General features: G+C 63.2%; 18 protein-coding genes and 2 tRNA genes. 7 read left to right on the top strand and 13 right to left on the bottom strand.

The window, feature by feature from the left end:
• The first annotated feature begins 55 nt into the window (after positions 1 to 55).
• Both KW825_RS08055 and KW825_RS08050 read left to right on the top strand, forming a co-directional pair.
• Positions 56 to 131 (top strand) — tRNA-Gly (locus tag KW825_RS08055).
• A 57-nt stretch (positions 132 to 188) separates the two neighbouring features.
• Positions 189 to 262 (top strand) — tRNA-Cys (locus tag KW825_RS08050).
• A 75-nt stretch (positions 263 to 337) separates the two neighbouring features.
• Here KW825_RS08050 and KW825_RS08045 read toward each other — a convergent pair.
• The gene (locus KW825_RS08045; protein WP_218328883.1) at positions 338 to 631 is read right to left on the bottom strand and encodes a hypothetical protein; all 294 of its coding nucleotides are present in this window, start codon (positions 629 to 631) and stop codon (positions 338 to 340) included.
• Between the two features lie 214 nt (positions 632 to 845).
• Here KW825_RS08045 and KW825_RS08040 point away from each other — a divergent pair, with 214 nt between their 5' ends.
• Positions 846 to 1046, top strand: coding sequence for a YbfA family protein (locus tag KW825_RS08040; RefSeq protein ID WP_218289944.1), 201 nt, complete (start codon positions 846 to 848; stop codon positions 1044 to 1046).
• A 621-nt stretch (positions 1047 to 1667) separates the two neighbouring features.
• Here the strand turns inward: KW825_RS08040 and KW825_RS08035 are convergent.
• The 6 genes from KW825_RS08035 to KW825_RS08010 form a co-directional block, all read right to left on the bottom strand.
• Positions 1668 to 2705: an HlyD family secretion protein gene (locus tag KW825_RS08035; RefSeq protein WP_218328882.1), complete on the bottom strand. Its 1038-nt coding sequence runs from the start codon at positions 2703 to 2705 to the stop codon at positions 1668 to 1670.
• Between the two features lie 5 nt (positions 2706 to 2710).
• Positions 2711 to 3046 carry a DUF3302 domain-containing protein gene (locus KW825_RS08030; protein WP_042653942.1) on the bottom strand — a complete coding sequence of 112 codons (336 nt, stop codon included), beginning with the start codon at positions 3044 to 3046 and terminating at the stop codon, positions 2711 to 2713.
• A gap of 269 nt (positions 3047 to 3315) precedes the next feature.
• Entirely contained in the window at positions 3316 to 6543 is a 3228-nt protein-coding gene (locus KW825_RS08025; protein ID WP_218328881.1) for a response regulator, read from the bottom strand.
• A 183-nt stretch (positions 6544 to 6726) separates the two neighbouring features.
• The gene (locus tag KW825_RS08020; RefSeq protein WP_218328880.1) at positions 6727 to 7494 is read right to left on the bottom strand and encodes a class III extradiol ring-cleavage dioxygenase; all 768 of its coding nucleotides are present in this window, start codon (positions 7492 to 7494) and stop codon (positions 6727 to 6729) included.
• A 303-nt stretch (positions 7495 to 7797) separates the two neighbouring features.
• Positions 7798 to 8268: an FKBP-type peptidyl-prolyl cis-trans isomerase gene (locus KW825_RS08015; RefSeq protein WP_218328879.1), complete on the bottom strand. Its 471-nt coding sequence runs from the start codon at positions 8266 to 8268 to the stop codon at positions 7798 to 7800.
• A 229-nt stretch (positions 8269 to 8497) separates the two neighbouring features.
• Positions 8498 to 9652: a sodium:phosphate symporter gene (locus tag KW825_RS08010; RefSeq protein ID WP_042653939.1), complete on the bottom strand. Its 1155-nt coding sequence runs from the start codon at positions 9650 to 9652 to the stop codon at positions 8498 to 8500.
• Positions 9653 to 9898: 246 nt separating this feature from the next.
• On the opposite strand from KW825_RS08010, the gene KW825_RS08005 reads away from it, so the two are divergent.
• Positions 9899 to 10312 carry a hypothetical protein gene (locus KW825_RS08005; protein ID WP_042653938.1) on the top strand — a complete coding sequence of 138 codons (414 nt, stop codon included), beginning with the start codon at positions 9899 to 9901 and terminating at the stop codon, positions 10310 to 10312.
• Positions 10313 to 10382: 70 nt separating this feature from the next.
• Here KW825_RS08005 and KW825_RS08000 read toward each other — a convergent pair whose 3' ends face one another.
• The 4 genes from KW825_RS08000 to KW825_RS07985 all read right to left on the bottom strand — a co-directional run bounded on the left by KW825_RS08000 (position 10383) and on the right by KW825_RS07985 (position 16625).
• Complete coding sequence (locus KW825_RS08000; protein WP_126623520.1) at positions 10383 to 11693, bottom strand: APC family permease; 1311 nt, start codon at positions 11691 to 11693, stop codon at positions 10383 to 10385.
• 434 nt (positions 11694 to 12127) lie between these two features.
• On the bottom strand, positions 12128 to 13507 hold the full coding sequence (locus tag KW825_RS07995; RefSeq protein ID WP_218328878.1) for an APC family permease: 1380 nt from the start codon (positions 13505 to 13507) through the stop codon (positions 12128 to 12130).
• A gap of 210 nt (positions 13508 to 13717) precedes the next feature.
• On the bottom strand, positions 13718 to 14998 hold the full coding sequence (gene gabT, locus KW825_RS07990) for a 4-aminobutyrate--2-oxoglutarate transaminase (protein ID WP_218328877.1): 1281 nt from the start codon (positions 14996 to 14998) through the stop codon (positions 13718 to 13720).
• 148 nt (positions 14999 to 15146) lie between these two features.
• Positions 15147 to 16625 (bottom strand): NAD-dependent succinate-semialdehyde dehydrogenase, encoded by a 1479-nt coding sequence (locus tag KW825_RS07985; RefSeq protein WP_218328876.1) that lies wholly within the window; start codon positions 16623 to 16625, stop codon positions 15147 to 15149.
• A 321-nt stretch (positions 16626 to 16946) separates the two neighbouring features.
• On the opposite strand from KW825_RS07985, the gene puuR reads away from it, so the two are divergent.
• On the top strand, positions 16947 to 17558 hold the full coding sequence (gene puuR, locus KW825_RS07980; RefSeq protein WP_218328875.1) for an HTH-type transcriptional regulator PuuR: 612 nt from the start codon (positions 16947 to 16949) through the stop codon (positions 17556 to 17558).
• A gap of 33 nt (positions 17559 to 17591) precedes the next feature.
• Positions 17592 to 18869, top strand: a complete 1278-nt coding sequence (locus tag KW825_RS07975; RefSeq protein WP_218328874.1) for an FAD-binding oxidoreductase — start codon at positions 17592 to 17594, stop codon at positions 18867 to 18869.
• A 161-nt stretch (positions 18870 to 19030) separates the two neighbouring features.
• Here the strand turns inward: KW825_RS07975 and ybaL are convergent, their stop codons facing one another.
• Positions 19031 to 20683: a YbaL family putative K(+) efflux transporter gene (ybaL, locus tag KW825_RS07970; protein WP_218328873.1), complete on the bottom strand. Its 1653-nt coding sequence runs from the start codon at positions 20681 to 20683 to the stop codon at positions 19031 to 19033.
• A 372-nt stretch (positions 20684 to 21055) separates the two neighbouring features.
• Positions 21056 to 22837: a gamma-glutamyltransferase gene (ggt, locus tag KW825_RS07965; protein WP_218328872.1), complete on the bottom strand. Its 1782-nt coding sequence runs from the start codon at positions 22835 to 22837 to the stop codon at positions 21056 to 21058.
• 134 nt (positions 22838 to 22971) lie between these two features.
• Here ggt and KW825_RS07960 point away from each other — a divergent pair, with 134 nt between their 5' ends.
• Positions 22972 to 23568 carry a GDSL-type esterase/lipase family protein gene (locus KW825_RS07960; RefSeq protein WP_218328871.1) on the top strand — a complete coding sequence of 199 codons (597 nt, stop codon included), beginning with the start codon at positions 22972 to 22974 and terminating at the stop codon, positions 23566 to 23568.
• Positions 23569 to 23589 lie beyond the last annotated feature (21 nt).

Below are 23589 nucleotides of genomic sequence, written 5' to 3'. Positions count from 1 at the left end.
GCTCTGGGTACGTATAATGCGCCTCGTTGTCAGGCAACTGGCACATAGCAGTCAGGCGGGAATAGCTCAGTTGGTAGAGCACGACCTTGCCAAGGTCGGGGTCGCGAGTTCGAGTCTCGTTTCCCGCTCCAATTTCTCATGGCACCAACCATGGGTATCACTTTCAAGGCGATCAGCCTTGTCAGCATGGCGCGTTAGCAAAGCGGTTATGCAGCGGATTGCAAATCCGTTTAGTCCGGTTCGACTCCGGAACGTGCCTCCATATTCTTCCTCTGTTTCATTCGTCTTCCATGCCTGTTTCAGCCTCGAAACTTCTCTTTGGCATACCCCCTTGTCTTTAATATCCTTGCTGGGTGAGTAACTGCTCGCAGCCCTGCTGGCGCCACTCTCTCTGCAGATAGTGACTCACGTCGCTCAGAGATTGCCCCCGGTATTGAAATTGCATTTCGGCGGAGTGCTCGGTCAGATCGGCCATCTTCTGTCTCAGTTGACCGCATTGCCACAGGCTGACGGTAGGCACCCCCTGGTACACCAGTGCGATGGCGTCATGCTGGTTGAGTCGCCACTCCTGCCACTCCGACCAGATCAGCAGGCCCAGCACGCTCAGGACCGCGACTTCTGCCAGTTTCATCCTCTTCTTCCTTCATCTCCCTGCCCATGCTCTAACTCTTGTCCAAGGAGTGGTTTTTGCCAGCCTTGTTACTCTTTGGTTAAATAATGTAACCCGGTTTCACTTTTTGGTTTTTAGGCGGTTTTTTTATAAAAAAATGGGCTTATTGGTGTAGTAATCCTACAAATTGTGGAGTAATCTTTGCTAAGTGGTCTTACCAGTGAGGCGTTAAATCATGTTTCATCCCTTCTCTCTGACTCAGATAATCCTTCGCCGCATCTTCGTGCTGCTGGTGGGCGTGTTGGCCTTCCCGGTGATGCTGTTTCGCAGCGATCGCGCCCGCTTCTACAGCTACCTGCACCGCATCTGGAGCAAGACCAGCACCAAGCCGGTGTGGCTCAAGATGAGCGAACGGGGCGAGCGGATCTTCTACTGAACCGTCTCCTCGCATAAAAAAAGACAGCCAAGGCTGTCTTTTTTATTTTTAAGCATATGAAATTAAATGATTTGTTCCTTACCGTGTCCACGCATTGACCACGTTGAGATAATCGGAAGCAAAAGCCCCAGTTTTGACTGGGGCTTTTTATTTGGTGGGGATTATCTGCCGAGGTAGTCCGCAATGACGACAGTGGCGACGCCAAGGACGGCATTTATCGTGGTATATACCCACTGCTTTTTGGCAATGAACACGACCTCACACACAATGCTAAGCACCAATACAAAGGGGTAGAAGATGTAGTAAGTAGCCAGAATTGAGTATTCGTCTGAGCGATGGACGGACACATCAAAGAGCACGAGAAAATAGTTGGCTACGAGGAACCATAAGCATATTTTCACAGATATCCCTCTATGGACTGATCAAGGCCCATTGCTGTTGTAAACGGTTCATGAGTGAATCCCTCATGGTGTTGGCGCGCAGACAAGAATGGAATCCTGCAAACGAGACGTAGCTGACCTGTTGTTGTGCCTGTGCCCACATCAGGCATATTTAGAGGATTGTTTCCCACATTCAGGCGACCCGAATGGACTCCGGGCCGCCATTGGTTCCGCCGCGGCGCTAGTGAAAGGGAAACAGATAGTTAAGCCAACTCGTCATTCGCAACAGCACTTTGCGGATAATGGAAACCTGGGTGAAGTACTTGGTATAGATGGCGGCCTGACCGCTGGAGCCCGCAATAACCTGATACTTGGGCCAGTCAGGATCCGTGATCTTGAGAGCGATAGGCAGGCGCCCTGGTGTCTGGGCCGATGTCTGATCGATCAGACTGGCGTTCGCCTGCACATTCCCGGCCGCCAACGCCGGTATGACAGACATCACCTCAGCAGTGAAGACCCGACCAGGGATACCATCTATTACAATTTCGGTTTCATCCCCTTCGGCTAAGCGCTGCATGCTGTTCTGCCAGAACCAGCCAACATAGGTAGTATCATCTTGGTGGATGAAGTTCATCACGGGGCGATATTGAAAAGGGGCCGCAATCATACCGGGGCGAAGCGCCAACTGAGAAACATATCCATCACTGGGAGCCGTGACCACGGTCTGCTCCAGCTCATACTTGGCCTCGTTGAGTTGGGCTTGCAGGTCTACGATCATGGCCTTCTGTTGGTCTATTTGGGCCGTAATGTCATCCACATTAGCCTGGGTCATATCGAGGTCACGCCGCTTGCCGATGCCACGATTCACCAATGCCAGTGCTCGGTCACGATCCAGGCTGGCGGAGCGGAGCCTGGCATCAATGGACTTGAGTTGCTCCCGATTGGATGCGAGCCTTGCGGTCAAGCTGGCCACCTTCTGTTCAAAGGGTTCGGCCTCAATACGAAACAGTACATCGCCCTTTTTGATCATCTGATTTGCCTGGACGGGCACCTCACTGACACGACCTTTCACCAGCGGCACAATAGGCGTGGAGACATAGTAGTTACGCGCTATTGACGCGTAGGGATGGTTGTAGTTCATCAGAACGATGAGCCCACCCACGAGAAAAAAACCACCGAGCACGGCGGTCGGCAGGGTCCACTTGTTGAGCGGGAGATTGAATATCTTGAATATGCCCGTAGCGCAAGCAACGTAACTGAGGATCAGTAGCAGGTCCATGGCTATCACCCTCTCTCATTCTGTTCGAGTGTCGCCATGCGGGCTTGCAGCGTGGCGAGCTCTTGCCTGAGCGCTGAAATGTCCTCTTCATCTTTCTTTAAGCGTTGAACGAACCCCCACCCCCGCTCGGGGCGGTAGAGGGTGGCCCAGATCCAAAGGAATGGCCAAATAACATGCAGAGTAAATAAGCTGACCCAGCCAGCCACATGAATGGCATCCTGATGGGGATGCTGACGATGTTTGGCTATTTCATAAGGAATATCGTGAATGACGATTATGCCGTAGAACAACACCAAGACGACGAATACCAAGACCCCTAACGCAAAGTAATCAAGTAGCATTTCTAAACCTCAACAGTTTTGCAGCTTTATCCCTCGTTGGTGTCACCTGTTATGCCCATATCGCTTTTAACACAGAGGGGTGAACATACCCTGAAGAGGTTTTGGTACTTCATGTCACTCTGGCAGTTCTTCTAGCTTCACTTCGAGTTGCAGGTGGTTGCCGTCTCGCTCCCCGTCTCTGGGAGTTGCAAGCCGCCAGCCAGAGCTGCCTCTCTCCCATCTATCGCCCATCGGGATCCAGCTCTGACCTGGCAGCAACTAGCCTCCCATCAAGACTCGCGCCGCTCCGATCGGCTCAGCCCTGCCAGCACGCTGCGCAGGCGGGCGAGGCCGATGGGCTTGAACAGGCACTCATCCATGCCGGCGGCGAGGCAGAGCTCCCGCTCCCTGGGCAGGGCGTGGGCGGTGAAGCCCCAGATGGGCAGCTCATGGCCGCGCGCACGCAGGCGGCGGGTCAGCTCGAAGCCATCCATCGTCGGCATCTGGCAGTCGGTGATGACGAGATCGAAGTGGTGGCTGCCGACGGCACGCAGCGCCTCCAGCCCGTTGCTGCGGACGCTCACCTCGTGCCCCAGATACTTGAGCTGCTGGCGCAGCAGCGTCTGGTTGGCATGGTTGTCATCCACCACCAGGATCCGCAGTGGCGTCTGTTCGGCCTCCTCCTGCCTGAGCAGGCTCTCTGGCGACGGCAGGCCCGAGACCACCGGCGTCAGCGGCAGGCTGATATCGAGTCGGGTACCCACGCCGATCTGGCTGCTGACCTCGATATCGCCCCCCATCATCTGGCACAGGATCCTGGCGATGTTGAGGCCAAGACCGGTGCCCGCGTATTGATAGGGAGAGTGGGCGCGGTAGAAGGGGGTGAACAGCAGTGGCAGCTTGTCGGCCGGGATGCCGACCCCGCTGTCGCTGATGAGCAGTCGCAGCACTGGGGCCTGCTCGTGCTCCCCCTCCAGGGTGGCCCGGATGCTGACTTCGCCGCGCTCGGTGAACTTGATGGCGTTGCTCAGCAGGTTGAAGACTACCTGGCGCAGCCGCAAGGGGTCGACCAGCACCAGTGGCAACGACTGGGTCGCGAGCTCGATGCGATAGTTCAACCCCTTCTGCTCGGCCATGCCGGCGAACACCTGGGCGACCGACTGCAGCAGCGGCGTGAGCGCGCACGGCTGCGGGGCCAGCGTCATCTGACCCGCCTCTATGCTGGAGATATCCAGTACATCCCCGATCAGATCCAGCAGGCCGTTGGCCGATTCAGAGGCGATGCGCAACTGCTCGCCGGTATGGGGCGAGAGCGCCGGATCCTGGATGGCGAGCTCCAGCATGCCGAGGATGGCGTTCATGGGGGTGCGGATCTCGTGGCTCATGGTGGCGAGGAAGTCGCTCTTGGCCCGACTGGCGCTGTCGGCCTGCTCCTTGGCCAGACGCAGCGCGCTCTCCATCGCCTTGCGCTCCGTGATGTCGATCCAGCCGTTGATCACCCCGCTGATGGCCCCCTGGCTGTCGCAGTAGGGCACCATCCAGTGATAGATGCACTTGCTGTGATCCCCCTTGTTGAAGACGCGATCGGCGAAGATGGGCTCACCATCCCGCAGTACTTTGGCGAAGTCCCGCTCCAGCCCGGCGAGGGCATCGGTATCGACCCGGCCACGGAGGCCCTCGATGAGGGGCTTGCCCAGCACGGCACCTGGCTGGGCATTGAGCAGCGCCAGGTACTTGCTGTTGCACAGCAGCACCTTGCCGCTCCTGTCCCGCACCACTATGGGGTGGGGCAGGCTCTCCCCCAGCGCCTCGATGAAGCGGACATGGGCTTCCAGCTGCTGGCGGGACGCCTGCTCCGAGCGGGCCAGCCGGTTGAGCATGCGATTGCGGTACAGCAGCAGCAGGGCCAGGCCAAACAGGACCGCAAACAGCAGGTAAAAGTAGTCGGCGTGGCGCTCCATGAAGGTGGGGGCCGGCAGCTTACGGTTGCGCCACTCGTAGCTCATCATTGCCAGCTCATTGGGGGAGATGGAGAGGATGGTCTTGTCGAGGATGCTCATCAGCATGTCGTTGTCCGCCAGGCTGGCGAAGCCCATGCGGATCGGCTCGTCGTCGGCGGGGCCCGCGATGCGCAGCCGGGTCAGGCGGTGGCCGTCCACCGCATGCTGGGCGAAGTAGAGCGGCACTATGGCGGCGTCGAGGCTGCCCCGGTTGAGCGCCTGCATCGCCTCCTCGGCGCTCTCCATGAAACTCACTTCGCTGCTGCCGAGGCGTGCGGCGAGGGGATGGTAGTGGGCCATGCCGACGCGCTTGCCGGCCAGATCCTGCAGGCTGGAGGTGGTCCGATCCGCTTGCTGGGCGAGGATCACATAGATGTCGTCGCTGGCATAGGGCAGGGAAGGGCGCAGCCCATAGCTCTCGGCCACGGGTTGGGAGATGGCGCCGATGAGATCGAGCCGGCCATCCCGCATTGCGTTGTTGCGCTGGCGATCCGAACCGAAGGAGGCGAACTCGAAGCGCAGGCCGGTGCGCTTGCTCACCTTGGCCAGCATGTCGACCGTCATGCCGGTGAGCTGATCATCATAATCCTTGACCCCATAAGGGTAGAGATCGTCCATCAGCCAGACCTTGATGGGGGGGGCCTTGCGCAACCAGGCCAGCTCGGCGGCGTCATAGAGATCGGACGGGTTGTCGACCATGTCGCGGATGGGCCCGTTCCACTGGCTGAAGATGAGGTTGCGGGTGATATCGTCGACATCACGCAGGGTGCGATTGATGAGGCTCAGCAGCTGCGGCGCCCTGGCGGAGACCGCGAAGCGAAAGCCGTCGGAAGCCAGGCTCGGCGGCGCCTCGCCGCGCCGCCCGAGTTTATCGAAGCGCTCGCTGTTGAGGTAATACATGGAGTGGATGTCGCTGAGCAGCACATCCTGCCGGCCGAAGAAGACGGCGTCGAAGGCCGCCACGTTGGAGGGGTAGGTCACCAGGCTGAGCAGGGGGTAGTCGCGTTTGAATTCCTGCTCATCGATGTAGCCCCGCACTGTGGCGACGCTCTGCCCGGGGGTCAGCAGGGGATCCTGGCGCTGCTTTGGCGCCGAGAAGACAGGGGTGTTGCTGAAGTAGCGCCGGCTGAGGCGGATCCCGGCTCGATCGCCGTCGGCCAGGGTCAGGTTGCCGAGGTTGACGATGTCGACATCACCCTGGCGCAGGGCGGCGAGGGCGCTCTCCTTGTCCTCGAAGCGGCGCAGCACCAACGGTTTCTGCAGGGCCTTGGCCAGGATGTTGAGATAGTCGGCGGAGATCCCCTCGAAGCGGCTGTCCGAGGCTGTCATGCTGAACGGGCGATAGTCGTGGTGCAGGATGCCGACGCGCAGCTGCGCGGTCTGCTGCAGCCACTGCTGCTCGGCCGGGGGCCGGGGGGAGTCGGTGTGCTGGATATAGTGGCGGCTGTGCAGCGTGAGCGCCAGCGCGGGCTGGGCGAACAGCAGGCACAGCAGGGTCAGCGATCGAAGCAGGTTCATCATGTCACCCGGGTTGCGACAGTCATCCTTGTCGGTCAAATGCACCAGAAAGCGGTCATTCTACCGGAATTATCGCAAAACAAGTCCCTTTGTTCGGCATTTCCCCGCGGGAACGACAGGAAAAAATGGCGGGACAGGCCCGCCATCGCTGCGCCTTGTCAGCCGCCGCTCATCCCCGTCGCCCTAGCCGAACCGGTAGGAACCCATATAGAGGCTGCCGTAGTCCCAGCTGTCGTGCAGCTTGTGGGGCTTGTCCTGGCCGGCCGCGCCCAGCGCCACGAACAGCGGGCGCAGGTGATCGTCGTGGGGATGGGATTCCACCGCGCCCGGGGCCCGGGCCCGATAATCTTCCAGCGCCGGGCGATCGCCGTCGCTCATGGCCTGCTCCAGCCAGCGGACGAAGCGGCTCGCCCAGTCGGGCACCGGGCTGTCATCCGGCCCGAGTGCGCGCAGGTTGTGGGTGATGGCGCCGGAGGCGAGGATGCCGATCCCTTGCTCGCGCAGGGCCTGCAGGGCCTCCCCCAGCTGCCACAGCTGGGCCGGGGTGAAGCTGGCCGGGATGGAGAGCTGCACCAGCGGGATGGCGCTCTGGGGATCCATCAGGGAGAGCGGCGACCAGACGCCGTGATCCAGCTCGCGCCGCACCGGGCTGGCCGGCAGGCCGGCCAGCAGCAGTTGATCGCTCACCGCCTCCTGCAGCCAGGCCGGGCTCTTGGCGGGCCAGCGGATCTGGTAGAGGGGCGCGGGGAAGCCGTAGAAGTCATACATCAGCGCCGGGCTGGGCTCGACGTTGAGTTGCGGCTCGCCGCGGCTGAACCAGTGGGCCGAGATCACCACCAGCCCCTTGATGTCGCCGAGGCGCAATTTCGTTAGAAATTGCGTAGCCGGCTGGTCACGCAGAACCAGATCCGGGGCGCCGTGGGAGATAAACCAGACGGGGGCGATAGCCATGATGAGACTCCTTGTTGGCGGCTTCGGCAGGGTCGGCCGGCACCGCGGGAAACGGGTTCAGGGCGGGGCCACTGAGGATGAGGTCATTATCTGCCCGGGAATCATGGTTAACAATCTACTGTCATGTATAAGCACTGTTCACCATGGGTTGATAGTCTGGTCGGTTAGAAGCGCTGCTGGATGGACGCGAACCCGCCAGGGTGGCTCGGCCAGAGAGCGCGATGGAATGGGGGATGGGCAGAAACGACAAGGCCAGCGTGTGAGCGCTGGCCTTGGTTTTTGATGGCGGTTGAGCCTTGGGGCTTACTGGATGCCCAGCAGCTCCACATCGAAGATCAGTACAGATCCAGGCGGGATCTTGCCAGCGGCTCTATCGCCATACGCCAGGTTGGCGGGGATGTAGAAGCGGGTCTTCTCCCCTTCCACCATCAGCTGCACCCCTTCGGTCCAGCCCTTGATCACCTGATTGAGGCCAAACTCGATGGGCTCGCCGCGGGCGACCGAGCTGTCAAACACTGTGCCGTCCAAGAGCTTGCCCTCGTAGTGCACCTTCACCTTGCTGCTGGCGGTGGGGTGGACGGTACCCGAGCCCGGGGTCAGTACCTCATATTGCAGGCCGGAGGCCGTGGTGGTCACCAGCGGCTTCTCCTTGTTGCCGGCGAGGAACTCGGCGCCCTGGCGCACGTTCTCTTCCGCCAGTTTCTTGTTGTTGGCGCTGGAGTAGAAGTAGTAGGCCACCCCGGCAACCAGCAGCGCGATCAGAATGAACTTCATTGGTTTTCCTTATTCCCTGAAATGCAAAGAGTGCAATGAGAGTCGCATCTTATCCCAGCCAGGGGCGCAGGGCGAGCCGCGCCGCCGGCGGATGTGAGCGGGCTGACAAAGGAGGAGGGAGCGAATGTTGCCCCTCTTCTCTGTCGTCTGGATTGGCTGGATGGCGCTACCAGGCGAGACAAATGATCAGGGGGTGAAGGTGACCCTCCCCTGGTGCCATCAGACGTTATTACTTGGCCGCCACCATCATCAGCGCCGGCAGGGCGAAGAAGAGCCCGGCCACGTAGCCAAGCGCCAGCAGCTTGTTCTCGCTGCCCACCCGGGCCAGCCCTTCGGCGGCCTTGATGGGCAGCTCGCGCAGGAAGGGCACGCCATAGATGAGCGCCACGGAGAACAGGTTGAACAGCACATGGACCAGGGCGATGGTCAGCGCCAGCTGGGCACCGGTACCGCTGATGGCGGTGGCCGCCAGCAGCGCCGTGATGGTGGTGCCTATGTTGGCACCCAGGGTGAAGGGGTAGAGCTGACGGGTGCTGAACACGCCGCCGCCGGCCAGCGGGATCATCAGGCTGGTGGTGGTGGAGGAGGACTGCACCATGACGGTGACCAGGGTGCCGGAGGCGATGCCGGTCAGCGGGCCACGGCCCAGCGCCTTGTGCAGCAGCTCCTTGGCACGGCCCACCATGACCTGTTGCAGTACCTTGCCCAGGCTGGTGACACAGGCGAGGATCAGCAGGATACCGATGCAGATGGTGGCGATGGCGGGGCCCTTGCCCGGCAGGATGGCGACGGCCTGATCGATGAGATCCAGTGCCGGCGAGATGAGGGGCTTCATGAAGTCCATCCCCTTCATCGACATGTCGGCGGAGCCCATCAGCAGGCTGGCGATCCACTCGGCGCTCCGTTGCAGCAGGCCGAACATCAGCTCCAGCGGCAGGAAGATGAAGACCGCCAGCAGGTTGAAGAAGTCGTGTACCGTTGCGGCGGCGAAGGCGCGGCGAAACTCGGCGCGATCCCGGATGTGGCCGAGGGAGACGATGGTATTGGTGATGGTGGTGCCGAGGTTGGCGCCCATCACCATGGGGATGGCCATCTCCATGGGCAGGCCGCCCGCCACCAGGCCGACGATCACCGAGGTGACCGTGCTGGACGATTGCACCAGGGCGGTGGCCAGGATGCCGAGCAGCAGGGCGACGAAGGGGTTGTTGGCGAAGGCGAAGATCTGGGCCGCGCCCTCGGCGCCGCCGGAGAAGCCCTTGAAGCCGTGGGAGACGGCGCCGACGGCGACCAGGATGAGGTAGATCAGGGTGATCACAGCCAGCCAGTTGAACAGTGGGCCGGTACGACGGGTCTGCTGTTGTGCGGAAGATGGGGTGCTGTGCATGGTGCCTCTGGGCAGTCTGTGAAGAATGGACGGGCGCATTACAGCAAGGCTCCATGACAGAAATATGACAAAGTGACACTTTTATGATGATTTGGTGACAGGGCGGCGCGGCTCGTCGCAGACAAAAAGTGTCGGAGTAAACGCCGTTCTGGCGCCATCTGGCCCACAACCGCCCCCCGCCCTTGCACTGAGATCTCAGGGTTATATGCTGCCGGACTCTCCTGTCTCCAAGCTGAGGAAGTTGTTATGCGTGCATGGGTATTGTGTCTGTCTCTGGGGTTGCTGTCTGCCGGTGCGCAGGCCAGCGTGTTCAAGTCCGAGTGCAACCTCGACAAGGCGGCCAGAAACGAGGCGATGAATGCGACCCTGGGGGTCAAGGGCAACTGCGACGCCGACAAGCTGATGCGTCAGCAGAAAGACAAGGCCAAGGCCGAGGTGAAGAAGAGCAGCACCGATGTGCTGGACAAGAAGACGGCGGGCCTGAAAGAGGCGAAGCAGCACACCAATGCCGCGCTGAACAAGCAGAGTGCCGGCCTGAAGGAGGCGCAGGGCAAGGTCAATCAGACCGGGCAGCAGCTCAAGCAGGCTCAGCGGGATGCGAAGGCGGTGGCCAAGGATCCGGTCAAGGCGGCCGCCACCGCGGTGCTCAATCAGGGTTGATGATCCGCCTGTGCGGATGTCTGAATGCAAGAAGGGGAGCCGCGGCTCCCCTTCTGTTTATCCACGATCCTTACTGACCGTCGACCGCTTCCTCGTACTGACGGAAGGGAATGCGGAACACCGCCAGCCGCAGGAACAGATAGGTCACCCCCAGCCCGGCCCAGATCAGGCCAAGCTCCAGCGAGCTCTGTTCCAGGTTGATCCAGAGCGCCCCTATGGTGGCGGCGCCGAGCAGCGGCAGCAGCAGGTAGAGCAGGTGATCCTTGAGGCACTTGTTGCGCTTCTCCCGCACCCAGAACTGACCGATGACCGACAGGTTGACGAAGGTGAAGGCCACCAGGGCACCGAAGTTCACCAGCGCCAGCGCGGTATCCAGATCGAAGGACACGGCGGAGAGGGCCAGACCGCCCACCATCAGCACGTTGATGGCCGGAGTCCGGTATTTCGGGTGGATGTAGCCGAACACCCGCTCCGGGATCATGCGATCGCGCCCCATCACGTAGAGGATGCGGGACACGCCGGCGTGCGCCGCCATGCCGGAGGCCAGCACCGCGACCGTGGTGCACACCAGCACCACGCTCTGGAAGAAGGTGCCGCCGACGTAGAGCGCGATCTCGGGCAGCACGGCGTCCGGCTCCTTGAAGCGGGCCAGATCCGGGAAGTAGAGCTGCAGGCAGTAGGAGACCACCACGAAGATGACGCCACCGATGAGGGCGGTCAGCACTATGGCGCGCGGGATCACCTTGCCGGCGTTCGGGGTCTCTTCACTGAGTGAGCTCAGACCGTCGAAGCCGAGGAAGGAGAAGCAGAGGATGGTGGCGCCGGTAAACAGCGGCAGCACGCTGGCGGATTCGAAGTGGAACGGCCGGCTGCTCATCAGGGTTGCCGCGCCTTCGCCGTGGTAGATGCCCCAGCCCATCAGGCCGATGAAGACGGTGATGATGGCGAGCTGGATCACCACTATGACGCCGTTGAAGTTGGCCACCAGGTTGATGCCGCGCAGGTTCAGGAAGGTCATCACAGTCACCAGACCGAAGATGAAGATCCAGGGATCGACCCCCGGGAACATGGCGGTCAGGTAGATCTTGGCCAGCAGTATGTTGATCATCGGCATGAACATGTAGTCGAGCAGGGAAGACCAGCCCACCATGAAACCGATATAGGGGTTGAACACCTTCTGGGCATAGGTGTAGGCGGAGCCCGCGGAGGGGAACTTGCGCACCAGATGGCCGTAGCTGAACGCGGTCAGCAGGATGCCGCCGAGCGCCAGCAGATAGGCGGTGGCGACCCGGCCCTCGGTGATGTCACCGACGATGGCGAAGGTGTCGAACACGGCCATGGGGGTCAGATAGGCCAGGCCCATCACCACCACCTGCCACATGCTGAGGGTTTTCTTCAGACGAACGGGTTGCTGGCTCACTCAGGCTTCCTCCTTGCACGGCTGGCAGGAAGTTGAATGGCTTGAGGCCATGGGACTGGTTTCTCGCATATGCATCGCATTGCTATGCAAACCACAGACGTTGGTCGCGCGGCGACCAAAGCAGGTTCCGGTGACAACCGGAGACAAAGCCAATAAGAGCCCCATGTTTTTCCTCATTGCGGCATTAGGTCCATCTGAACCTAGATATCATTTCCGGAACGTTCCGGCCTCGAAGTAGACACTTGTTTTCAAAATGAAAAATAACCGATGTGAGGATCACATCGGTTATTCAAATCGGCGCGCATTTTGCCCCAGATGGGGGGGGATGACAAGCCAGGATCGGCATTCCCGACAAGAGAATGCGCAAGGACAGGGTTTACATCAATAAACCGCGCCTATTCCGGTGTCGACGGCAGGGGTGCCAGCCCGCTGCTGGCAAGGCTTTCCGCCGGGTGGCTCGGCAGCGAGACGCGCCAGACCGTGGTGCGCAAAAACAGGTAAATTCCGCCGATGGCGGCCCAGATCAACCCCAGCATCAGGGAGGTCTGCTCCAGGTTGAGCCACAGGACAGCCACAGTCCCGGCCCCGAGCAGGGGCAGCACCAGGTATTGCAGGCGATCCTGCCAGGTCTTGTTGCGGCCCTGACGCACGTAGTAGCAGGAGATCACCGACAGATTGACCACGGTGAAGGCCACCAGGGCGCCGAAGTTGATCAGCGCCAGGGCGATCTCCAGATCGAAGCTGACGGCCGACAAGGCCAGCAGGCCCACCAGCAGGATGTTGAACACCGGGGTGCGCCACTTGGGATGGATGTAGCCGAAGGTGCGCTGGGGCAGCACCTTGTCCCGTCCCATCACGTAGAGGATGCGGGAGACCCCGGCGTGGGAGGAGAGCCCGGAGGCCAGCACCGCCACGCAGGCGCAGACCAGCACCACGCTCTGGAACAGCTTGCCGCCGACATAGAGGGCGATCTCCGGCAGCACGGCGTCCGGCGCCTTGAAGCGGGAGGCATCCGGGAAGTAGAGCTGCAGGGCATAGGCCACCACCACGAAGATGAGGCCGCCAAGCAGCGCGGTCAGGATGATGGCCCTGGGGATCACCTTGCCGGCCTCCGGCGTCTCCTCGGACAGCGCGCTCAGGCTGTCGAAGCCGAGGAAGGAGAAGCAGAGGATGGTGGCGCCGGTCAGCAGCGGCAGCAGCTCGGTGCTGGTGCTGTAGACGGGCTGCAGGCTGAGGGTGCCGAGCCCTTCTCCCTGATAGATGCCATGGCCGAGCAGGCCGAGGAAGACCAGCATGATGGCGACTTGGATGAAGATGATGAGGCCGTTGAGGTTGGCCACCAGATCGATGCCGCGCAGGTTGATGGCGGTCATCAGCACCGTCATGCCGAGGATGAAGATCCAGGGCTCGACGCCGGGGAAGAGGGCGCTCAGATAGATCTTGGCCAGCAGCATGTTGATCATCGGCAGGAAGATGTAGTCGAGCAGGGAGGACCAGCCCACCATGAAGCCCACCACCGGGGAGAACTCCCGCTGGGCATAGGTGTAGGCCGAGCCGGCGATCGGGTAGTGGCGCACCATCTTGCTGTAGCTGGAGGCGGTGAACAGCACCCCCACCAGGGCCAGCAGGTAGGCGGTGGTGACATGACCCTGGGTGATGTCGGTGACGATGCCGAAGGTATCGAACACCACCATGGGGGTCATGTAGGCCAACCCCATCACGACCACTTGCCACAGGGTCAGGGTTTGCTTCAGTCGCGCGGGGCGTGGGGCCATGGGGCCTGTCTCCTAAGAATGCAGTGGTGAAGAGCCCGCCTGCCGAGCAGGGAGACGGGCTCCATGACGGCGTGATGCGTCACAGAGGGAGCCAACTGCTCCTGCCATCATTTTTTAGGGGCGCGATGATACCGTATATGGCGGCCGTCCGCGATGGACGGCCTGCAGTTATCTGACGATATCCTTCGTGCGGGTGGGCAGATCCGGGCGCTAGCCCTGACTGGCGGCGGCCAGCGCCTGCTCCAGCAGGTCCAGCCCCTCGTCGATCAGGGCCGGGGGGGCGGTGAGGGGGGCCAGGAAGCGGATGACGTTGGCGCGCACGCCGCAGGCCAGCAACACCAGCCCCTGTTTGCCCGCCTCGGCCACCAGCCGCTTGGTGAGATCCGGGTCAGGTTGGGTGGCATCCCGTCCCTTGACCAGCTCCATGGCCACCATGGCGCCGGGGCCGCGGATGTCGCCGATGCAGTCGAAGCGCTCCGCCAGACGGTGCAGGCGGGCCTTGATCTGCTCGCCCTGGGTCTGGGCCTTCAGGTTGAGCTGCTCCTCCTCGATGACCTCCAGCACCGCCAGGGCGGCGGCGCAGGCGATGGGGGAGCCGGCATAGGTGCCGCCCAGACCACCGGGCTTGGCGGCGTTCATGATCTCAGCTTTGCCCACCACGGCCGAGAGCGGGAAGCCGCCCGCCAGGCTCTTGGCGAGCGTCATGATGTCCGGCTCTATGCCGCTGTATTCGGTGGCGAAGGTCTTGCCGGTGCGGCAGAAGCCGGTCTGGATCTCGTCACAGATGAGCACTATGCCGTGCTGATCGCAGATCTTGCGCAAGGCTTGCATGAAGCTCGGGGAGGCGACGTAGAAGCCCCCTTCCCCCTGCACTGGCTCCAGTATGATGGCGGCCACCCGGGCCGGCTCAATGTCCGAGCTGAAGCAGAGATCCAGCGCCGCCAGGGCCTCGGCCTCGCTCACCCCCAGATAATCGGCCGGGAAGGGCAGGTGATAGACCTCACCCGGGAAGGGGCCGAAGCCGGTCTTGTAGGGCACCACCTTGCCGGTGAGCGCCATCCCCATCATGGTGCGGCCGTGGAAGCCGCCCTTGAAGGCGATGGTGCCGCTGCGGCCGGTGTGTGCCCGGGCGATCTTGATGGCGTTCTCCACCGCCTCGGCGCCGGTGGAGAGGAACAGGGTGCGCTTGGGGGTGGGGCCGGGCACCAGGGCGTTCAGCTTCTCCGCCAGCTCGATGTAGCCGGCGTAGGGGGTGACCTGGAAGCAGGTGTGGCTGAACTTCTCGAGCTGCTCGCGCACGGCGGCGAGCACCTTGGGATGGTTGTGGCCGGTGTTGAGCACCGCGATGCCGGAGGCGAAGTCGATGTAGCGATTGCCCTCCACGTCCCACAGCTCGGCGTTCTGCGCCCGCTCGATAAAGACCGGCAGCAGGGTGCCGACTCCCTGTACCACGGCGGCTTCACGGCGGGCCTGCCAGGATTGGTTACTCATCTCTATTCTCCCTCTGGGGCTAGCCCCTCAATTCACTGTGATGGGCCGGCAGCTTGGCTGCTGACCCTCTCCTTGTGGTGATGTCATGGGGCGGACGACTCGAGACACCCCTGCCATTAAAGAATTAATAATTACAATAAATGTATTTTTATGCAATTGAGCCGAAGCAGAGATATTTGGTCTCGAGGTACTCTTCCAGGCCCTCGCTGGCCCCTTCGCGGCCAAGGCCCGACTCCTTGATGCCGCCAAAGGGCGCCAGCTCGGTGGAGATGATCCCCTCGTTGATGCCGACCATGCCGTATTCCAGCCGCTCGGCGACCCGCCACACCCGGGCAATGTCCCGGCCATAGAAGTAGGCGGCGAGTCCGTAGGGGGTGTCGTTGGCCATGGCGATGGCCTCGGCCTCGGTCTCGAAGCGCACCAGCGGGGCCACGGGGCCGAAGATCTCCTCCTGCAAGATGGGGTTGTCCTGCGCCACCTCGGTCAGGATGGTGGGGTGGTAGAACAGCGGGCCGGCGGGATGGGGCTCACCCCCCACCAGCACACAAGCGCCGGCGGTGATGGACTGATTGACCAGCTCGGCCACCTTACTGGCGGCGGCGGGATTGATGAGCGGGCCGATTTGCGTGCCCTCGCTCATGCCATCCCCGACCTTGAAGGCGCGCACGGCGCTGGCCAGCTTGTCGGCGAAGGCGTCGTAGACGCCGGCCTGCACCAGGATGCGGTTGGCGCAGACGCAGGTCTGGCCCGCGTTGCGGTACTTGGAGGCGAGCGCACCCGCGACGGCGGCGTCGAGATCCGCATCGTCAAACACGATGAAGGGGGCGTTGCCGCCGAGCTCCAGCGACAGCCGCTTCATGGTGTCGGCGCACTGGCGCATCAGCAGCTTGCCGATGCGGGTGGAGCCGGTGAAGGAGAGCTTGCGCACCTTGGGGTTGCGGCACAGCTCGTCGCCCACGACCGAGGCCTGATGGGAGGTGATGATGTTGATGACCCCGGCCGGAATGCCCGCCCGCTCCGCCAACACCGCCAACGCCAGCGCACAGAGCGGGGTCTCGGCGGCGGGTTTGATGACGATGGTGCAGCCGGCCGCCAGGGCCGGGCCCGCCTTGCGGGTGATCATGGCGATGGGGAAGTTCCAGGGGGTGATGGCGGCCACCACGCCCACCGGCTGCTTGATGGTCGCGAGGCGCCTATCCCCGGAGAAGCCCGGGATGGTGCGGCCATAGGCGCGCTTGCCCTCTTCCGCGAACCACTGGATGAAGCTGGCGCCGTAGGCCACCTCGCCCTTGGCCTCGGCGAGCGGCTTGCCCTGCTCGCGGGTCATGATGCGGGCGAGCTCGGTCTGGTTGGCCATGATGAGCTCGAACCAGGCATAGAGCCTGGTGCTGCGCTCCTTGGCGGTGAGGGCTGCCCAGGCGGGCTGGGCGCCGTGCGCTGCCTCGATGGCGCGACGGGTGTCGGCCTCGCCCATGTCGGGCACCTGGGTGATGATCTCACCCGTGGCCGGGTTGAGCACCGCGAACTGGCGCCCGTCATGGGCCTCGCACCAGTGACCATCTATATAGGCAAGGGATTTGAGCAAGGCGTGAGCCTGAGCGGGTTGTGATGCTGACGATGCTGACATAGATAGGAAGCCTCGATTGTGGGTCCGGGTGGCCAACTCATCCGACGATGCCACCGTATAGAATAATAAGCACGTAACGACCATAAATTGAGCCGAAATGTTTTTCAAGTGTTAAATATATTTGAGTAAAGCGGCCGTCACATGCTAGAAATGGAGCTGTCAGGGCGATTCTATCGGATTTCCTGGACTCAGGTGTGCAAAATAATGAACGGCCTGGTTGTGCAGGATAACGAACACGGCGGTGGAATTGGTCCGCTATTTTAACCAGATGGCTCACAGGACTTAGGCAGGCACCTAGGCAGGTACACAGGGAGGTGGGCGATGCAGCAACCACAAGGAGAGGCCCAGTGGCAGGCCATGACGGATAACCCCTTGACGGGCAAAGGGATGGATAAAAGCATGGGGGAGCGGCTCGCCGCCACCCGCCGCCGCCTCGGGCTCTCCCAGCGTCGGGTCGCCGAGCTGAGCGGGCTGACCCACGGCGCCATCTGCATGATAGAGCAGAACAAGGTGAGCCCGTCGGTGGCCTCGCTGCAGAAGCTGCTGAGTGTCTATGAGTTGCCGCTATCCCGCTTCTTCGCCGAAGAGGAGGGGCGGGCACCGACCGTGGTGATCAAGGCCGAACAGCTGATCGAGCTGGGCAGCCAGGGGGTCTCCATGAAGCTGGTGCACAACGGCAACAACCGCCGCCAGCTCGGTTTCATGCTGGAGACTTACGCCCCCGGCACGGACACCGGGGGCCAGGTCAAGCATCTGGGGGAGGAGGTCGGCACCGTGCTGGAGGGATCCGTGCTGCTGACCCTGGCCGGGCAGACCTATCGGCTCAATGCCGGGGACAGCTATGTGATCGACACCGGCGAGCCCCACAGTTTCAGCAATCCGTCGGGGCAGAGCTGCCGCATCGTCAGCGCCCATACCCCGGCCAACTTCTAGTTTTGGAAAAGAACCGGTAAGGAAACAAGGATCATGACCGAACATGTAAACAGTTACTACGCAGCCAGCGCCAATAAACACGCGCCCTATCCGACCCTGACCGAGCAGCTGGAGTGCGATGTCTGCATCATAGGGGCGGGTTACACCGGCCTCTCCAGCGCGCTGCATCTGGTGGAGAAGGGCTACTCGGTGGTGGTGCTGGAGGCGGCCAGGGTGGGCTTCGGGGCCAGCGGTCGCAACGGCGGCCAGATCGTCAACTCCTACAGCCGTGACATCGACACCATAGAAGCGAATTGCCCGCCGGATCAGGCCAGGCTGCTCGGCTCCATGTTGTTTGAGGGGGGCGACATCATCCGCGAACGCATCAAGCGCTACAACATCCAGTGCGATCTGCAGCAGGGCGGGGTCTTTGCCGCCGAGACCGAGCGCCAGCTGCACGAGCTCAAGGCCCAGCAGGCCCGCTGGCAGCAGTGGGGCAACGACGAGCTGGAGTTGCTCGATGAGGACGGGATCCGCGAGGTGGTGGCGAGCGATCGCTACGTCGGCGGCCTGCTCGACAAGCGTGGTGGTCATATCCACCCCCTCAACCTGGCGCTGGGGGAGGCGGAGGCCATCCGCATGCAGGGGGGCAGGATCTTCGAACAATCCGCCGTCACCGCCATCACCCCGGGCCAGCCCGCGCTGGTGAAGACCGCCAAGGGGGCGGTGAAGGCGCGCTTCGTGGTGGTGGCCGGCAACGCCTACCTCGGCAACCTGGTGCCCGAGCTCGCGTCCAAGAGCATGCCGTGCGGCACCCAGGTGATCGCCACCGAGGTGCTGGGGGAGGAGCGGGCCCGCGCCCTCCTGCCGCAGAACTACTGCCTGGAAGATAGCAACTACCTGCTCGACTACTACCGCACCACCGGCGATCACCGCCTGCTCTACGGCGGCGGCGTGGTCTATGGGGCGCGGGATCCGGCGGACATAGAGCGGCTGATCATCCCCAAGATGCTGCAGACCTTCCCCCAGCTCAGAGACGTCAAGGTGGAGTACACCTGGACCGGCAACTTCCTGCTGACCCTGTCCCGTCTGCCGCAGTTTGGCCGCATCGGCCACAACATCTACTACATGCAGGGCTACAGCGGCCACGGCGTGACCTGTACCCATCTGGCGGGCAAGCTGCTGGCGGAGGTGCTGAGTGGCCAGGCCGAGCGGTTCGATGCCTTCGCCAAACTGCCTCACTACCCCTTCCCGGGTGGCCGGCTGTTCCGCATCCCCTTCACCATGGCGGGTGCCACCTGGTACAGCCTGCGGGATCGACTGGGGGTGTAGGCGCGGACTTCTATCAGGCGTTGAACATGACGAGGCCACCCCAGGGTGGCCTCGATTTTTTCATCTTGTGACGGGAGGGGGCTGGGGCCAGGGGCATATCCTGGGCGCTTGCCATGCTGCGCCCTGCGATCCAGGGGCCGGCGCCTGCAACCCGGCAGGGGTCAGGCCGGATCCGGCTCGGCGGGGAGGGAGTGGATCACCAGCTGGCACAATCGCCGCGCCGCCTCCTCTTGGCTCTGGACTACGTGCTGAGCGCCGCGTCCGCGCAGGTGATGCACCTCCTCGGGCGCTTGGCCGCAGGCCGCCACTTGCAGCAGGGCTCCCCGCTCACGGGCCATGGCCGCGACCTCGCCGGCCAGCAGGCTGTCATCCAGGGTGATCAGCAGCCAGCTGGCATCGGGCAGCGCCGCATCGAGCAGATCCCCCTGGGTCGGTTGACCCGCCAGGCAGCTGATCCCCAGGGCGCGCCAGGGGGCGAGCAGGCTCTCGTCACTGTCTATGACCACCATCGTCTGCCCCTGCTCGTGCAGGCGCCGGATCAGATGGCTGCCGATGGCGCCGGCCCCGACCACCACGACATGGCCCCGCAGGGGGCACTGGATGGGGGCCTCTTCCGCCTGCGGCTCAGGGTGGCGCCGCAACCAGCGCTCGGCCTGATTGAACACCAGCGGGTTGAGCATGATGGAGAAACAGGCCCCGATCAGTACCAGGTCGCGCGCCACATCGGGCACCAGCCCCAGCAGGGTGCCCAGCCCCATCAGGATGAAGGAGAACTCCCCCACCTGCGCCAGACTGGCCGAGATGGTGAGGGCGGTGCGTCGGCTGTGGCCAAACAGCCGCACTATGATGAAGGCCGCCACCGACTTGCCGATGATGATGACGAAGATGGTCGCCAGCACCGCCAGCGGCTCGCGCAGCAGGACGGCGGGATCAAACAGCATGCCCACCGACACGAAGAAGAGCACGGCGAAGGCATCCTGCAATGGCAGGGTGTCGTTGGCCGCCTTGTGGCTCAGGTGCGAGCCGTTCATCACGACGCCGGCGAAGAAGGCGCCGAGGGCGAAGGAGACCCCGAACAGCTTGACGGCGCCAAAGGCGATGCCGAGTGAGCAGGAGAGCACCCCCAGGGTGAACAGCTCGCGGGAGCCGGTCGCGGCGGTGCGGGCCAGCAGCCAGGGAATGAGGCGGCGTCCGCCTATGACCATCAGGGCGATGAAGGCCGCGACCTTGGCCAGGGTGAAACCGAGATCCCACAGGATATGCGTGAGGGTCAGGGCCTCGTCGCCCTGTTGCAGCTTGGCCAGGATGGGGAGCAGGACCAGCGCCAGCACCATCACCAGATCCTCGACGATCAGCCAGCCAATGGCGATGCGGCCTTCCCTGGTATCGAGTTGGCCCCGGCTCTCCAGCGCCCGCAGCAGCACCACGGTGCTGGCCGTCGAGAGCGCCAGGCCAAAGACCAGCCCGGCGGTGATGCTCCAGCCGAGCAGCTGGGAGAGGCCGAGCCCGAGCAGGGTCGCCAGGGTGATCTGCACTATGGCGCCGGGGATGGCGATCTGTTTGACGGACAGCAGATCCTTCAGGGAGAAGTGCAGGCCGACGCCAAACATCAGCAGGATGACGCCGATCTCCGCCAGCTCGGGGGCGAGTCTCAGATCGGCCACATAGCCGGGGGTGAAGGGGCCGCAGACGACGCCTGCTGCCAGGTAGCCCACCATGGGGGAGATGCGCAGGCGCTGGGCCAGCATGCCAAACAGATAGGCGAGCACCAGGCCGCCTACCAGAGTCGTGATCAGGGGGAGTGAATGGTCCATATCGTCACCTCGCTAATGGCAGTCAGTGGGCTACCAGATCACCGCGGGGGCGAAGAGGGCAGCTGTCAATGAGCAGGGGGCGAAAGAGACAGTGTCGGCCGCAGCAAGCACAGAGTGTTGAAGACAACGCTGCCGTTTCTGTTGAAAAATAATACATTTATGCAAAATTGGCAATCTTTATCCACATTTATGCCCATATCTGCGATTAAATGTGAATAAGTAATAAAACTGAGGAGAGAAGGCGGGATGTTTTCCATTTCCTTGGCAGGAGTAATTCATCGGTGATTGGTTGTTCTGGCCGTCACGCGAGGTGAACGGACAAGGTGCGGAGGCGGCACCCTGGCCGCCTCCGCTGTGATGAGCTTGCGGCGATCACTTGCCCCGGGCGACCCCCTCCCGTCTGGGATCGGCGGCGCCAAACCAGCCGGTGGCGTTGCGCTCCACCCCCTGCAGGCCCGAGGTCTGCTCGTTCAGCAGCACCTCATGCCCCCTGGCCTTGAGACCCTCGATCACGGCCTGGGGCGTGCGCCCCTGCTCCAGCTCGGTGGGGCCGTTGCGGCTGCCGAAGTTGGGCAGGTTGATGGCCTGCTGCAGGTTCAGCCCCCAATCCTGGGTGCCGAGCAGCGTCTTGCCCACGTAGTTGATGATGGCCGAGCCGCCGGGGGAGCCGAGGCTCATCTCCAGCTCGCCGGTCTGCTTGTCAAACACCAGCAGGGGCGACATGGAGGAGCGCGGGCGCTTGCCCGGCTCGACCCGGTTGGCCACCGGCAGACCGGCGGCATCCACCGAGGTGAAGGAGAAGTCGGTGAGCTGGTTGTTGAGCAGGTAGCCGTTGACCATCAGCCGCGAGCCGAAGCCATCCTCGATGGAGCTGGTCATGGAGACCGCCATCCCCGCCTTGTCGACGATGGAGACGTGGCTGGTGGAGGGCAGCTCAGGGGTGGCGTCCTTGCCGCGGGCCAGCGCCAGTGGCGGCGTGCCGGGCTGGGCGATCCCCATGGAGCGGGTGCCGATCAGCTTGCCGCGCTCGGCGAGGTAGCCTTTGTCGAGCAGCCCCTGCACCGGCACGCTGACGAAGTCGCCGTCGGCCACATACTGGTTGCGGTCGGCGAAGGCGAGCCGCGCCGCCTCGCTGTAGAGATGGATGGCATCGCTTGAGGCGGCCAGCCGGCCGTCGGCCGTGGGCACCGGCTTGAGGGCCGCCATGTCGCGGCTCTCCAGCATGCCGAAGATCTGGCCCAGGGCGATGGTGCCGGAGGAGGGGGTCGGGAAGCCGCACACCTCGCTCTGGCGATAGTCGAAGCAGAGGCCGTCCCGCAGCTTGGCGCTGTAGCTGGCCAGATCCACGGCCGCCAGCACGCCGGGGTTGGTGGGGTGCTGGTGCACCTTGGCCACCATGGCCTCGGCGAGCGGCCCCCGATAGAAGGCGTCGGCCCCCTCCCGGGCCAGGGTCTGCAGCACCCTGGCCAGCGCCGGGTTGCTGAGCCTGCTGCCGGCGGCCCTTGGGGTGCCATCCGGCAGATAGAAGTAGGCGCGGGCATCGGGATCCTTGGCCAGATAGGGATCCTTTTGCAGCAGGCTGGCCAGCCGTGGGCTGATGATGAAACCCTGCTCGGCGAGCGTGATGGCCGGCTCGAACAACGTGGCCCAGGGCAGCTTGCCATAGCGCTGATGGGCCAGCGCCAGCGCGCGCACCGTGCCGGGGACGCCGACCGAGCGACCGCCCACCACGCCGTCATAGAACGCCATCGGCTTGCCGCCCCGCATAAACAGCTGATCCGTCGCCGCGGCGGGGGCGGTCTCCCGGCCATCCACCGCGCTCACCCGCTTGCCATCCCACACCAGCAGCAGGGAGCCACCGCCGATGCCGGAGGATTGGGGCTCCACCAGGGTCAGCACCAGCTGGACGGCGATGGCTGCATCCACCGCGCTGCCGCCGGCCTTGATGATCTGATAGCCGGCATCTACCGCCAGCGGATTGGCGGCGGCCACCATGAAGTCACGGCCCTGCCAGCCCTGCTTGTCGGTCCAGCCGCTGGCCGCCTCGGGGGCGAGCAGGGTCTGGGGCGGGGGCACATAATGGAAGCCATTCTGGGGGGCGCAACCGGCGAGCAGGCCGAAGGCCACCAGCAGGCCGAGGGGCTTGAGGGACATGACACTCTCCTTGTCTGTTTTTTCAACACCAGGCTGGAATGTGGCACAATCGAGGCTTCATTGAAAGATTGTCTTGCTACTCATATGGTTACAGACATATCCACGGAGGCGCCCGGCGGGCTTGGGGGAGAGGGATGAGAAGATGCGTGATGGGGCTGCTCTGCCTGCTGCTGACAGCCTGCGGCGAGCCGGGCTTCAGGCCCCTGGCGGCGGGGGAGACCATACTGGCGTTCGGCGATAGCCTGACCGAGGGGCGCGGTGCCAGCCCGACCCAGAGCTACCCCAGCGTGCTGGCCGCTCTGAGCGGTCACCCCGTCATCAACGCCGGGGTCTCGGGCGAGCTGAGTCAGGCGGGCAGGGCCCGCTTGCCGGCGCTGCTGGCCGAGCACAGGCCCGCGCTGGTGATCTTGCTGGAGGGGGGCAATGACATACTGCGCGGCAGCGGGGAAGCGGCGCTCAAGGCCAACCTGGCCGCCATGATAGAGGCGGTGCAGGGCAGCGGTGCCCAACTGCTGCTGGTGGCCGTGCCCCGCAAGTCCCTGTTCGCCACGGGGGCACCGCTCTACGCCGAGCTCGCGGAGCAATACCAGCTGGTGCTGGACGAGGAGAGCATTGGCGAGCTGCTGCGCAGCCCCGAGTTCAAGTCCGATGCGGTGCATCTCAATGGGGCGGGTTATCGCACCCTGGCCGAGCGGCTGCACCGCACGCTCCTGGATCGCGGCGCGCTCTGAGGCGGGGACTGCCTCCGGCAC

This window comes from Aeromonas sp. sif2433 (assembly GCF_019218705.1).
Taxonomy (GTDB): domain Bacteria; phylum Pseudomonadota; class Gammaproteobacteria; order Enterobacterales; family Aeromonadaceae; genus Aeromonas; species Aeromonas encheleia.
The sequence above is the reverse complement of the archived record's forward strand: the minus strand, read 5'-3'. Positions and strand labels throughout refer to the sequence as shown.